15 protein-coding genes and 1 tRNA gene are annotated in these 12,799 nt (G+C 45.9%); 5 read left to right on the forward strand and 11 right to left on the reverse strand.

Annotation, left to right across the window (positions count from 1 at the left end):
- Positions 1–55: 55 nt before the first annotated feature.
- Both E7X56_RS06180 and E7X56_RS06185 read left to right on the forward strand, forming a co-directional pair.
- Positions 56–892: a protease inhibitor I42 family protein gene (locus E7X56_RS06180; RefSeq protein WP_135605880.1), complete on the forward strand. Its 837-nt coding sequence runs from the start codon at positions 56–58 to the stop codon at positions 890–892.
- Positions 893–1,069: 177 nt separating this feature from the next.
- Positions 1,070–1,411: a DUF3795 domain-containing protein gene (locus E7X56_RS06185; RefSeq protein WP_135605882.1), complete on the forward strand. Its 342-nt coding sequence runs from the start codon at positions 1,070–1,072 to the stop codon at positions 1,409–1,411.
- 49 nt (positions 1,412–1,460) lie between these two features.
- Here the strand turns inward: E7X56_RS06185 and E7X56_RS11760 are convergent.
- From E7X56_RS11760 to priS, 9 genes are all read right to left on the reverse strand, one after another.
- Positions 1,461–1,578: transfer RNA gene (locus E7X56_RS11760), tRNA-Ser, on the reverse strand.
- 51 nt (positions 1,579–1,629) lie between these two features.
- Positions 1,630–2,853 (reverse strand): TIGR00375 family protein, encoded by a 1,224-nt coding sequence (locus E7X56_RS06190; RefSeq protein WP_135605884.1) that lies wholly within the window; start codon positions 2,851–2,853, stop codon positions 1,630–1,632.
- A gap of 9 nt (positions 2,854–2,862) precedes the next feature.
- On the reverse strand, positions 2,863–3,636 hold the full coding sequence (locus tag E7X56_RS06195; RefSeq protein WP_135605886.1) for a proteasome assembly chaperone family protein: 774 nt from the start codon (positions 3,634–3,636) through the stop codon (positions 2,863–2,865).
- Entirely contained in the window at positions 3,629–3,799 is a 171-nt protein-coding gene (locus E7X56_RS06200) for an RNA-protein complex protein Nop10 (protein ID WP_135605888.1), read from the reverse strand. Before E7X56_RS06200 ends, E7X56_RS06195 begins: the two co-directional genes overlap by 8 nt.
- Positions 3,800–3,806: 7 nt before the next feature.
- Positions 3,807–4,607: a translation initiation factor IF-2 subunit alpha gene (locus tag E7X56_RS06205; protein ID WP_135605890.1), complete on the reverse strand. Its 801-nt coding sequence runs from the start codon at positions 4,605–4,607 to the stop codon at positions 3,807–3,809.
- A gap of 11 nt (positions 4,608–4,618) precedes the next feature.
- On the reverse strand, positions 4,619–4,804 hold the full coding sequence (locus tag E7X56_RS06210) for a 30S ribosomal protein S27e (protein ID WP_048195503.1): 186 nt from the start codon (positions 4,802–4,804) through the stop codon (positions 4,619–4,621).
- Complete coding sequence (locus E7X56_RS06215) at positions 4,801–5,079, reverse strand: 50S ribosomal protein L44e (protein WP_048195501.1); 279 nt, start codon at positions 5,077–5,079, stop codon at positions 4,801–4,803. The genes E7X56_RS06210 and E7X56_RS06215 overlap by 4 nt, the downstream gene beginning before the upstream one ends.
- Positions 5,080–5,108: 29 nt before the next feature.
- Positions 5,109–5,819: a hypothetical protein gene (locus E7X56_RS06220; protein WP_135605892.1), complete on the reverse strand. Its 711-nt coding sequence runs from the start codon at positions 5,817–5,819 to the stop codon at positions 5,109–5,111.
- A complete protein-coding gene (gene priS, locus E7X56_RS06225) occupies positions 5,809–6,981 on the reverse strand; it encodes a DNA primase catalytic subunit PriS (protein ID WP_135605894.1) in 1,173 nt (390 codons plus the stop codon). Before priS ends, E7X56_RS06220 begins: the two co-directional genes overlap by 11 nt.
- Positions 6,982–7,124: 143 nt before the next feature.
- Here priS and rqcH point away from each other — a divergent pair, with 143 nt between their 5' ends.
- Together rqcH and E7X56_RS06235 are read left to right on the forward strand one after the other, a co-directional pair.
- Positions 7,125–9,122, forward strand: a complete 1,998-nt coding sequence (gene rqcH / locus E7X56_RS06230; protein ID WP_135605896.1) for a ribosome rescue protein RqcH — start codon at positions 7,125–7,127, stop codon at positions 9,120–9,122.
- A gap of 49 nt (positions 9,123–9,171) precedes the next feature.
- Positions 9,172–10,215 carry an mRNA surveillance protein pelota gene (locus tag E7X56_RS06235; RefSeq protein ID WP_135605898.1) on the forward strand — a complete coding sequence of 348 codons (1,044 nt, stop codon included), beginning with the start codon at positions 9,172–9,174 and terminating at the stop codon, positions 10,213–10,215.
- 3 nt (positions 10,216–10,218) lie between these two features.
- Here the strand turns inward: E7X56_RS06235 and E7X56_RS06240 are convergent, their stop codons facing one another.
- Positions 10,219–11,115, reverse strand: a complete 897-nt coding sequence (locus E7X56_RS06240; protein ID WP_135605900.1) for a diadenylate cyclase — start codon at positions 11,113–11,115, stop codon at positions 10,219–10,221.
- A 123-nt stretch (positions 11,116–11,238) separates the two neighbouring features.
- Between E7X56_RS06240 and thpR the strand changes: the two genes are divergently transcribed.
- Positions 11,239–11,784: an RNA 2',3'-cyclic phosphodiesterase gene (thpR, locus tag E7X56_RS06245; RefSeq protein ID WP_135605902.1), complete on the forward strand. Its 546-nt coding sequence runs from the start codon at positions 11,239–11,241 to the stop codon at positions 11,782–11,784.
- 77 nt (positions 11,785–11,861) lie between these two features.
- Here thpR and E7X56_RS06250 read toward each other — a convergent pair whose 3' ends face one another.
- Positions 11,862–12,758, reverse strand: a complete 897-nt coding sequence (locus E7X56_RS06250) for an FAD:protein FMN transferase (protein ID WP_371413357.1) — start codon at positions 12,756–12,758, stop codon at positions 11,862–11,864.
- Between the last annotated feature and the right edge of the window lie 41 nt (positions 12,759–12,799).

Consider the following 12,799-nt stretch of genomic DNA (forward strand, 5'->3'; position numbering starts at 1 on the left):
AATGGCTATATAGCTACGAGCCATTCATTTGTATAGATACAGGAGATAAATTATCATGTCAAAATATACAGGTATGGGCATTCTGGTCCTGATAACGATTGTGGCAGTTACCATGGCTGCTTTTTCTATGGGTTGCACAGAAAATGGGAAAATTGATCTTACCGACGATGTGGAGATCGTTGAATCGGGGACGGTGTTAACTGAGGATGCAAACGCCAGTGAGGTTACAATGGAACAAAATGATCTCATTGTGCTGAAGCTTAAAGAGAACCCTACAACAGGTTATTCCTGGAATCTCACAGTTCCTGAAGGCATGACATTGATCGGGGACGATTTTGTAATTGCTCCGGAGGATGAAGGTCTGGTGGGAGCAGGTGGCATCCATGAATGGGAATTCCAGGCAGAAACCGAAGGTACCTATGAGATCTCTGCGATCTACAAGAGACCCTGGGAAAACACTACTGGTGACGAGGATACCTTCAGCATGACAGTAACTGTACTTGCTTCAGGTGAACATGATGCTGATGGAGATGGTACGATTCTGGATGGGGATGACACTGAATACATCATTGGTGATGCCGTGGTCGATGACATCGAGATCTTCATAATGGAATCATTCCCGTTACAGGTAAGTGTGAATGCTGTAGGAAACCTTCCTGATGGATGCACTGTCATCGATGAGGACAACATCGAGGTCACAAGGGATGGTAACATCTTTAATGTAGCCCTGAAGACCAAAAGACCGGCAGATGCCATGTGCACCCAGGCACTTGTACCTTTTGAAGTGAACATCCCTCTGGATGTGTATGGTCTTGAAGCAGGTGTCTATACAGTGAACGTGAACGGTGTTACGGATACGTTCGAGTTTACTGTTGACAATGTGATCGAGTGAGGTTTAAGGAAGGACCTCATTCTTTTCCAGATCCTTTCCTCTTATTTTTTTTCTTCAGGGAACATTCGAGCTCTCATCTGATATGGTCTACATTTCCTGTGCGATGCCTCTTTTACAGCACCTTTGTTTTCCAAAAGCTATTTGCAGTATCTGGTCTAAAATTAGTATGGGGTACCTATGTCTACAATTGAGATCGGTTGCTGTGGGGCGTATTGTAAGACCTGTCGTGAATTAAAGAACAAGAACTGTCGTGGATGCAGGTTGGGCTATGAAGATGGGGGACGGGACATCAATAGGGTCAAGTGTAAGATGAAGCTCTGCTGTTTCAGGGATAAGGGGTATAAGACCTGTGCCGATTGCCCGGAATGGGAGTCCTGTGATATTGTTCAGGAATGGTACGCGAAGGGATATTCTCGCAGGAAATGCAGGGATTCAATTGAATTTATCCGAAAAGAAGGCTATGAGGAGTTCATTAAAAGGGCTGACAAGTGGAAGAACCATTACGGGAAGCTTGATTGAATCTCAGTGAAAGTTTTTCCTCTCAAAAAAAGCCACAGTAAAATCAGGACGCCGGGGTTGGGATTTGAACCCAAGCACTCCGTTAGGAGAAACAGGTCTCGAGCCTGCCGCGTATAGACTCCGCGGCTGTAATTCACCGTTGGATTAGTCCGCTCTGCCACCCCGGCATTGTTGTTTTTGAAGGCGTTTATGGGTTATATAGATGTCGAAAAAGTGGATCAGAAGTCGAAAAGGGAACTCTGGTTCTTGCTTTTGGCGGGAGGTTGGTTTGGCTTGTGTTCTGAGTCCGGAAGTTCTATCCATCCGTACTGGCCTCCGCCTCCGGGGTGGATGATGACCTCGCCGTTTCGGAATGCCAGTATGGCATCGACTATTTTTTGGTCTACGATGTCAAGCTGGTCGGTTTTGGCATCAAGGAGAACTGCAACTTCGTTGCCGAACTTTTCCACAAGGGATTCCCATGCTGTTCTTACGCCTTTGGTCGTGATGCTTGCATGGCCCAGTGCCATCATGATGATCTCTGCAAGGGGTGCGAGGTGGAGATAATCCGGGCGATGGTCGGGGTGTATAGGGGTTTCCAGGTCTGCTAGCTCGTTCACCCTGTCGGATACGCCTTTCTTGACCTGTCCCCTGCACTGGGGGCATCGCCAGTTATTCTGAATAGCTTCCTCAAGGTTGTAGTGGGTGAAGCACTTGATGCATGCGGATTCGTTGTACTTTCCCTCTTCAGGGAAGAATCCGACGTTCAGGGTGGCTTTGTAGCCTTCCTTGCGAAGGATGGCCTTTTCCAGTCCCTCAAAATCGATGGAAGGAACTTCGAATTGGGTGAATTCACGTGCAAGTTTGTTGGACCAGGGGGAATGTGCATCCGAGTTGGTCAGGAAGGTGAGCCTGTGAAGCTCACTGATGCGGTCTGCGTAATCGGTATCAGCGCTGAGTCCCAGTTCCACGAAAGAGATGTAGTCTGTCAGATCTCCGTAGCAGCTTTTGAGCGAGTCATGGTATGCATACAGGGCTGTCCAGGGGGTGAATGCATGGCAGGGTCCGATCAGTGCACCGACGTCCTTTGCTATCTGTGCGATCTCACTGCCGTCGAGTTTGACCGTGGGTCTGCCATCCACTGCCAGGTCGGCATATTTTGACATGGTCTCTGCCAGCTCCTCGGCTTTTGAGATGGATGGCAGGATCAGGAGATGGTGGACGCGGTTCTTATCCTCGATCTCTGTGGTGGGAATAAAATAAGTGTCATTGATGAGAATTGTCTCATCATCCGTAGCGGCATTTTTAATGTCATCGAGCCATTTCGGGTGGATACAGTCGCCTGTAGCCACAAGGTCGATGCCTTTTTTCTTTGCCTCTACGGCAATTGTTGGCAGCTCCATCTTATTGGAGCACGCCATGGAATATTTAGAATGGAGGTGGAGATCAGCATTGATCTGCATGTTCCCACCTTAGCCGATGTATCTTAGGTCTTCTTCAACGGCCGTATCTCTCAACACGCCCTGTTGCTGCTGTTTTGCTTCGATGAGGTTAGCAACGATCTTCTCCATGTCCTTTGCACGCTCTTCGAGTTCACTTACCTCGACCTCGATGTTCAGGAGCTTGCTTAAGATCGCCAGAAGGGATTGTGCACTTTTCGGGTCAACCAGATATCCTGAGGTCAATCCCATCAAACATGCAGCTTTTATGTCCTTGAACTTGCTAAGTCCAAGCAAAAGACCTGATGCACCTACGATACCTCCTCCGGGTTCGTTAGGTTTGAAAGTAACACCGAATTCCTTCAGTTCCTCGATAAGCTCTGCATCATTGGCAGCACCCATTACCTCGTCGGTGTGCTCCAGCTTGCCTGTCGGGTATCCTCCAAGAGTGTATATCTTTGATACGCCCAGTTCGGCGGCAAGTTCGATATAGATGCCTCCAAGTTCATAATGACCATCTGTAGTTGTGCTCTGATGGTCTCCACCCAGAAGTACGAGGTCCCTTTCGTCAGTCTTGCAAATGTACATCTCGTTATTGACAAGCTTGACGGTGCTTTCCTCGCTCACCATTACCTGTGGTGGAAAATGAGGGGAATAGATCTCAAATACTTTTTCTGCTTCAAGTTTCTCGATCAGGTGATCGACAACAAGCTTTCCAACATGCCCGACTCCCGGAAGGCCAACAAGTAGTATGGGGTCGTTTAGCTGGATATCATCCTTAAGGCGGATCACAGTTGTTTCACGCATGTTCCATCTCCCTCCTTTTAGATATTCGGCGGTATTTGCCATAGGGGTCAAGCGGGGAAAATCGTGCCGGAAGTGGATTCCTGGAAGGTTCTCCACACTCCGGACAGCTCTCTTTCAATGTATAAACATTGCATTGAGCACACTTTCGGATCTTGTTTCCCAATGGAACATCACGCCTTTGCTGTTTCGATATGTCGGTGGAAAATTCCTTTTCCTTCCTTCTTTTCGATATAGTCAATAGCTTTCTCAGAAGCTTTCTTCAAAACAGCTTCCGCGGTCTTGTAGTCAGGTGCGATGACCTTTATCCGGTATCTTGGTGCGCCTGTGTATGTAACGTCTATCCTGACATCATCATCTGTCTTGATCTTGGTAGCTGATTTGAGGGATTTCTTGATAATATCGATCCCATCAGGGCTATTGGAGGTAAGGTCCACGTATCCTGCGATGTCTACGAATGGAAGTTTAATATTCTCTTGAGCGATGTCTGCTATCTTTGCGGCAAGTTTCTTGCTGATGGCCATGTCTTCGAAAGCTTCCTTTCCGTTGATGGCAGCTTCTTCAAAGCCAGTGTAGCAGCTTCCGAACTCTTCCATGAAAAGGGACTTTAGTTCTTCCATCTTTTCCGGGCTGGTCTTTGTGTCCTCAGCTACGAACTGGAGCCACTTCTCAGCTTTCTGTTCGTTCTTCCAGTCCTGGATTTTCGCACGCTTCTGGTGTTCGTTGACATCCTTTAAGGAAAGGTCAATGTGACGTCGGTTCGGGTCTACGCCCAGCACTTTGCAGACGATCTTCTGGCCTTCCCTTACGTAATCACGGACATACTTGACCCATCCGGCCTTGATCTCGGAGATATGGATAAATCCTTCTTTACCCCCGTATTCCTCAAGGGTGGTATAGGCCCCAAAGTCGACTACGTTCTTTACAGTACAAACTACAAAGTCGCCGCTTTCTGGCCAGTTATTATTATCCATTCTACACCACTTTATTCAAGGACTTCCAGGATATGTGTTGTAATTGTTGACTTTCCGCCGGTGGATTCTGCAAGTGTTCTTCCGCATACGAGGCATGTGACCTTGCGGCTTGCACTACCGAAGATGACCTGCTCGTTGGAGCAGTCGTTGCATTTTACGCGTAAGAATCTGCTTTTTGGTTGTGTCATTGTTATCATTCCTTAAACTCGAATTTCTTTGCTCTGAAGCATGGCCTCTGGTGTGACTTGTTGCACTCGGCGCAGCGGTATTTGAGCTGTACTCTCTTGGTTGGTTTGTCTCCTCCGGGAACCTTTGAGAACTTACCACTGTTTCCGATGCCTGATTGCCTCTTCTTCTGTCTGGCAATATGTGTCATAGCCGATGCCTTGCCTTTCTTTACTCTTTCTGCAATGTGTTCAGTATGTTTTTTGCAGGATGGGCAATATGTTCTGAACCTCTTTGGAATTTTCATTATTTACACCTTTTATCAATTTGAATCTTTTATTTTGTGATAAGATGAGCCGCACCTCGTTTTACCAGAACATTTGCGTTCATTGCGGGTAAAACAACGACATCTTCTGCATGGGTAGTATAATTTCGCTTATCTACGGCATTAAATGTCGGTAGGTCTTTCAATATTCGGACAACAAAGTATTCTTCATTTATATTCCTTTTGGCTATTTGTGTCTTGTCCCTTACCTCTCCATTGGTGACAATTGCCGATGCTGATGCTTCTTGTACTGATCCTGTGGCAGTTGGTTCACCTGTGACTTTTTGTGAGGATACTTCCTGTTTTGTGTATTCCTGGTCATTTGCAGGGGCTGCGGATGACGACGGGTCAAGTATCGGTTCGAGCAATCCGTTTCTTGCTACCTGTATTGCCGAAAGCGTTGCTTCATATACCGCCTGCTCTGCAGGAAGGAGTTTGTCAAGGTCCTGTCTTGGTGAGCTGCTTGAGAATGCATTGGACGTGGCTCTTGAAGTGATCTTTCGTACCCTGCGAATGAATATGGTTTCCACATCATTGATGGCACTCTGGAGCTCATCCTCGAGTATCTTCGATTCAGCAGAGCGTGGATTGTTGATCTTTCTGATCTCTTCTTCAAGCTCATGGATATAATCATCTACAAGACGGTAGAACCCATTCGGCAACGCCCTTAAAGCCGAACTGTTCTCTTCCCTGAGTATGCTTTTGAGCTCATTACGATCCATATTCTGCTGCACCTCTGCACATAAGATACACGGCTGCGTATTCAGGCAATTCCTGTGTGCCTTCCTCTACATAGAGGTCATTACCCTTCATTTGTACTGCAAAAGGTCTTATCACTTTTAATTTTACCGGCTTGTCTGAGAACACGATGGCATCGGTCAATGGTTCAAAAGCCTCAAGCTCTGAAATGGAGAGTGTTGTAACACGCATTCCCGATTTTCCATGAAGTGACCCGCCCAGGCGTATAAGTCTTTTTATGTCGCCGGTAACAGGTTCGTCCACACTTGCTGACATGTCATTCACTGCCTGCAATGCGAGGGTCTGTATAATACCCTTATTGACCTTTGAAAGGGCTTCCATGTTTCCTTTGCGTAACAACTCGACCTGCGTTTCGTCCCTTAATATGTCGATCATCTTTTGTGCGGTCTTTTTGCCGATACCCTTGAAACCGGTGAAGAGCTCTTCTGCGTCTTCCTTACTTGCAAGATCCGTGAGATAGGATACAAGGTATCGGTTGATCCTTCCTCCCCAGCCACCCTCGCTCTCCGGTGAAAGCATGTTCATCCTTACGTTCTCACTACCTGCATCACCACTGATCGCTTTCTTGTAGAATATCTTTTCAATATTGAGTCCCCTTCCGCTGATATAATCCACGATCTCCCTTCTTTCTGCGCTTTCAAGGGAGCGAACACGCGGGTCACTTATGTGGAAATGGTAACCTCTGCCACCTGAAAAGACCGCCCGTATATCCTCTTCATTAAAACCGAAATCATTTATCAGTAGGTCATAGAGCTTTAATGTCTCCTTCTTGACATGATCAAGCATTTCTGAATATGAGTTGGGTGCACCGGGGATGTGGTCTGCATCAAGGTCAAAGATAAGATCTGCTTCCTGCCATTGTTTCTCTTTCATGGTAGGTGCACTGGGATATGTATAGTATGCAACAGAATGGTATGCATGTGCAGGTGCCATACCTGCAAGATATTCCTCGACCTCTCCGCGTGATCCAAATGACTTATGTCTTCTCATCACGGTTTCCGGCATCTCATCAAAAGAGATGAATCCCCATTCGCGAGCTTCCAGTCTGGACGGGATGTGTATCTCCGCTGTCTTGTAATATTCCTGGAACTTCGATTTGAGGAAATACTTTGTCTTAAAGTTCATTGCTTGTTTCCTGCTGATATTGTCTGCTGCTCAAGACTCCAACCAATTGATGTGTTTATCTATTTCTTTATTACTTCAACCTGTTGTTGTCAGGTGCGTCAATATGGATAAACCTTAAGTCAGGTCGAACTCTATAAGCATCTATGAAACAGGAGATGACGAGTGCAGATGTAGCTGCTCTTGTATCCGAACTTGGAAACGTCGATGTTGAAGGATCACTCATCGATGCAAAGATAGATAAGATCTACCAGCCGGTTCCGGGTGAGATCAGAATAAATCTTTTCATATTCGGAAAAGGGCGTGACAATCTTGTGATACAGGCCGGCAAGAGAGCGCACATGAGCAAGTATCTGCGCCCGAGTCCGAAACTACCTCATGCATTTCCTATGTTGCTGAGAAAGCACATATCGGCAGGCAGGATAACTTCTGTTAATCAGTATGACTTTGACAGGATTATTGAGATTGGTGTGATCCGCGGAGGCATCGAGACAATTCTTGTATGCGAGTTGTTCTCAAGAGGAAATATCGTTCTTCTTGACAGTGACCGTAAGATCATTCTACCGATGAATCCCGTGACCTTCAGGGGGCGCAGGATTCGCAGTGGTGAAATATATGAATACCCTGAAGCACAGCTAAGTCCGCTTGATGTTGAAGAGGCCGGAATGGCAGATCTGTTTGCATCTTCCACTTCAGATGTTGTCAGGACGATAGCAACCAGTTACAATCTCGGCGGTGTTCTTGCAGAGGAAGTCTGCCTGAGGGCAGGTGTTGATAAGAAAACAGCAGCAAAAGATGCCACACCGGATGATGTAAAAGCACTTTGTGAAGCCGTAAAGGTCGTGTTTTCCCCGATTGTGGAACATAGGCTGAAGCCCTGTATTGTCAAAAAGAAGGTGAATGGCGAGTTAGAGGCAATTGATGTTGCCCCTCTGGAGCTTGAGCAGTATTCTGCCGATGAGAAAGAATATTTCCCGTCTTTCAATCAGGCCCTTGACGAATTCTTCGGAAAAAAAGCATCTGAAGAAGTAATTGAGCAGGTAGTTGCTAAAAAGAAGGAAAAAGTTGACGTATTTGAAAGAAGGCTTCATAAACAGCAGGAAGCTATCAAGAAGTTCGAGAAGGACTCAGAAAAGTACACTGCCATTGCAGAGAAGGTCTATGAGCATTACCAGAGCATTGAACAAGTGCTTGCTGTTCTGGAGAATGCACGCAATAAAGGTTATTCCTGGGCTGAGATCCGTTCTATACTCAAAAAGGCAAAAGATGACCTGCCTGCAGCACGCTTAATCATAAGTATCGATTCAGCGGAAGGATTTGTCGTAGTTGATCTTGACGGTATCAATGCGAGTATCAATATTCGTAAGACAGTTCCGCAAAATGCTCAGATCTATTATGATAAAGCTAAAAAGTTAAGCAAAAAACGTGATGGTGCTTTGCGTGCGATCGAGGATACGAAGGTTGCAATGCAGAAAAGGGAGAAGAAAGTATCCAAAAGGAGAAAGGCTTTCTTCAAGAAGCATTGGTATGACCGGTTCAGGTGGTTCTTCTCATCCGACGGTTTCCTTGTTGTTGGCGGAAGGGATGCAGATACCAATGAGGAGCTTGTGAAAAAGTATATGGAAAAACGAGACATCGTGTTCCACACGCAGGTACCCGGCGCACCTATTACAATTATCAAGACCGAGGGTAAGGATGTTCCGGAAACGACCCTTGAGGAAGCTGCAAGATTCGTGGTTTCCTATTCCAGCATCTGGAAAGCAGGACAGTTCAGCGGTGACTGTTACTGGATAAAACCTGAACAGGTCTCCAAGACACCGGAATCCGGTGAATACCTGAGGAAAGGTTCCTTCGTTATCCGCGGAGAACGCAATTATTACAAGGATGTTCCTGTAGGTGTTGCTGTTGGCCTGGAACTTGGTGCGGAGACCCGCGTCATAGGAGGTCCGGTGTCGGCTATCGAACGCTCCGGCAAATATGTGGTCGAGCTGCTTCCCGGTAAGTTCAACCAGAACGATATTGCAAAGAAGGTCTATCGCATTTATGTAGATGAACTAAAAGATCCTTCATTTGTCAAACAGGTAGCATCTCCTGATAGTATTGCAAGGATGCTTCCGCCAGGGGAATCGGATATCAAAAAGTGACCTTTTGATGAGTATGGATATATAACTGTCTGAATTGCTGGGTATTATTATGAGAGTAACAAAAAGAGACCTTAGAGGAAATAAGGAAGGTGAGATAGCCCTTACTCCGGAGACACTGGATGATCTATGGCATTTGAAATACATCATCGAGAAAGGCGATCTTGTATTTGCTCTTACTAAAAGGAAAGCTGATGCTGCCAGTGATAAGCTCAGGCCGGAGAAGGTCGAGAAAAAGAACGTGAGACTTGGTATCAGGGTAGATGACCTTGAGTTCCATAAGTTCTCCAATCGTCTCAGGGTCCACGGTCTTATTGAACATGGGATGGATGCCGGTTATCACCATACTCTCAATATTGAGGAGGGAACTGCTCTCTCTATAATAAAGCACTGGAAAAAGGATCAGGTCGAGCGTGTGAACGAGGCAGAAGCTGCGTCCAAAAGGCCAAAGGTCATTATCGTGGCCATTGAAGAAGGCGATGCAGACATTGGTTTTGTACGTCACTATGGAATAGAGCTTTATTCCCATATTCGCCAGTCATCAGGAAAAGGTGAAGGCACGCTTCGTGAATTGTTCTTCAGCACCATCTTCGAGCAGTTGAGTCATGCCATGTGCGGGACGGAGTCGGTCGTTGTTGCAGGACCTGGTTTTACCAAGGATGATCTTATGAAGTACATCTCTGCAAACAATTCCGAACTGGCAGCAGGTATCCTTGTTGAGGATACATCTTCCATAGGCATGTCCGGTTTTCAGGAAGTGCTTAGAAGGGGTGCTGTTGACAGGATAATGGAAGAGTCCAGGATCGCCAGAGAGTCTTCACTTATGGATGAACTTTTAAGGGAGATGGCTCTTGGGGGCAAGGTCGCGTATGGTATGGATGAAGTAAAAACAGCGATCGATTATGGTGCGGTCGAAACACTTCTTGTAGCCGATGAGCTGCTTCGCCTGGAGCGGGAAGCAGGTAACATCGATGCTATGATACAGGAAGTCGAGCATGCACAGGGTACTATGGTGGTATTCAGTACAGAGTTCGAGCCAGGGCAGAAATTGCACTCGCTTGGTGGTATAGCAGCCTTGTTAAGATTTAAGATATGATCCTCAATACCGGGGTTTGCCACTACGTAATGAAGGTCTTTCTATGTAATCAAGGCAAAGTAACTCCTTGCCATCCATATAGACTCTGACAGTACCTCCGGATTCGGATATTGTGACAGCTATTGCAAAAGTGTCCCTTGTGATCGCAGCTGCTGAAACATGTCTTCCTCCAAGCCCCTTCTCAATGTTGATGTCTTTTGCATCAACATCGAGATATCTGCCTGCAGCATTGACAATGCCAGTTTCTGATATCACAAAAATACCGTCAAGAAGGGCAAATTCCTTGACGGATTCCCAGTTCATCCTGTCCAGTATGTTCCTATGTTCGTCCTTATGGCCTGCATAAGGGTTGAGTATCATCTGATGGGAACGCTGCATGACCTCTTTAGTATCACCCAGGATAAAAGCAGTTCCTATTTTGTGTCCTTCTCTTCCGCTTGCAGCAATATCAAATGCTATGGTGAGAGCTGCTCGCATGACCTCAGGTTCTATTCTTTCTTCACATTCCTGAAGTGTTCTGATAAGGGGACTTTGTGAGATCTCGTGGATCACGATTGCGCTGGATTCCTTTGTCTGGATCACGCCGACGATAGTGCCTTTCCTGAGTTCCCCGATAATATGCTCGATTGCAGCCGCTTCTTCGATATAGCGGACATTTCCGGATGTTTCCCTGTTAATGGGTTCAATGATCTTTTTCAGCTTTTCGCCTTCATCGGAGGTGTCGGATATCAGGTTATCAATTATGCTTTTTTGCCGCCGGGTCACATAATATATCGGAATATCGGTTTCAACACTCTCAAGGTCAATGTCTCCGGATACTATTATGGCTGGAGCTCCCAGTTCTTTAGCGATCTGAACTGCATGTCTTGCCAGTACGGTTGGTGTGTTAATAGTATCCATCCATTCCCTCAGATATTCTCTATTATTAATTATGGTAATTATCGATTATATATATTATCTATCAAACATTTCCATCTGGATCCAACGGCACCATTTAACATACATGCAGCCAATTTTGTTTATATGGCCAGAATATTTATTGCAGTCGATCTGCCAGAGGAATTCCGTGATGAGGTCCGGGTCATACAAACGCGTTTTTCCGGGCTGAAGTTGAAGTTGGTTGACCCTGATCTTGTGCACATTACTATGAAGTTCATTGGCGAGGTAAAGGAATCAAAAGTGCCGGAGGTTGCAGAAGCCCTGGAGGCCATTGAATGCAAACCTTTCGATGCTCTTGTCGGCGGTATTGGGGTTTTTCCAAAGCCCAAAGCTCCAAGGGTTGTCTGGTTGGGTGCAGAAGGGAACTTTGAGCTTCTTCATGATGAGGTGGAATCAAAGCTCTCAAAGTTCAGATTCAAGAAGGATAAAAAGAAATTCACCGCACATGCCACTCTGGCAAGGGTAAAATTTATGCCTGCAGGCCAGATGGATGAATTCCTGGGATTACTTGATGAGCTTAATGATATTGAACTTGGGAACATGGTAGTTGACAGGATAAGTTTAAAGAAAAGTACTCTGACACCACAGGGTCCTATATACGAGACACTTCATGAGGTCATGTTAGGGTAATAATACTACACTACAAAATAATATACTATAATATTAACAGGAAAATGGCTTTTGGCCACTGTTCCTGTTAATCTCAATTATTCCTGGGTTGTTTCGTATTCCGCAAAGCCAGTTGATCGAAGTATCCTTTTGTCTGATGTGATTATCAGACATTCGACCCCGTCAAGGGTTTCGATAAGTTCAATTCCTTCCTTTTCCCCAAGTACGAACACCGTGGTTGCCAGGGCATCGGCATCCATAGCTGTTTCCGCAATAACCGTTGCGCTGATCAATTCGTTCACTGAGTATCCGGTCCTTGGGTCGGAGATGTGGGAAACCTTTGCAGCATCACTGAAGTAACGCTCGTAGTTACCGCTTGTTGCGACAGCCATATCTTCCAGTTGCATTACAGTGATGAAATCTCCCTGTTTGTCGGGGTTCTGGAGTCCTACTGTCCACATGGTCCCATCGGGCTTTGTGCCAATGTACCGTCCGTCTCCGCCGGCATCAACAAAACAGCTGGTTATGTCTTCTGATGTCAATGATCCTATGGCCTGGTCAACAGCATATCCTTTTGCTATTCCTCCAAGTGCGATCTTCATGCCTGGTTCCATGGAGATATTTCCATCTTCGATGGTTATCATGCTGTAATCAACAAGTTCGAGAGTTGTGTCTATTTCTTCCTGTGTAGGTGGCTGGTATGTTCCGCCGGGACTGAACTTGCTTGTCCAGAGGTCAAGTACTGGCATTATTGTGATGTCAAATGCACCATCGCTTATAGTAGAATAATACCTAGACCGTTCAATAACGTAGATAAGGTCTGGTGAGGCGCCCTCCAGTCTTGATCCTTCATTCAGGATACTGGTCTGGCTATCATTTTTGTAACTGCTCATGACGTCGTCGACATCGCCAACTCTTCCAAAAGCTTTGTCAACAGTCTGTACCGCATGTTCTTCACTAAAATCATAGATGGCGATTGTAACTGTTGTGTCCATTATACTGCGCGAATCAGTATGAAATATTTCATTTTTGGTAG

This window comes from Methanococcoides sp. NM1 (genome assembly GCF_900774285.1).
GTDB lineage: Archaea > Halobacteriota > Methanosarcinia > Methanosarcinales > Methanosarcinaceae > Methanococcoides > Methanococcoides vulcani.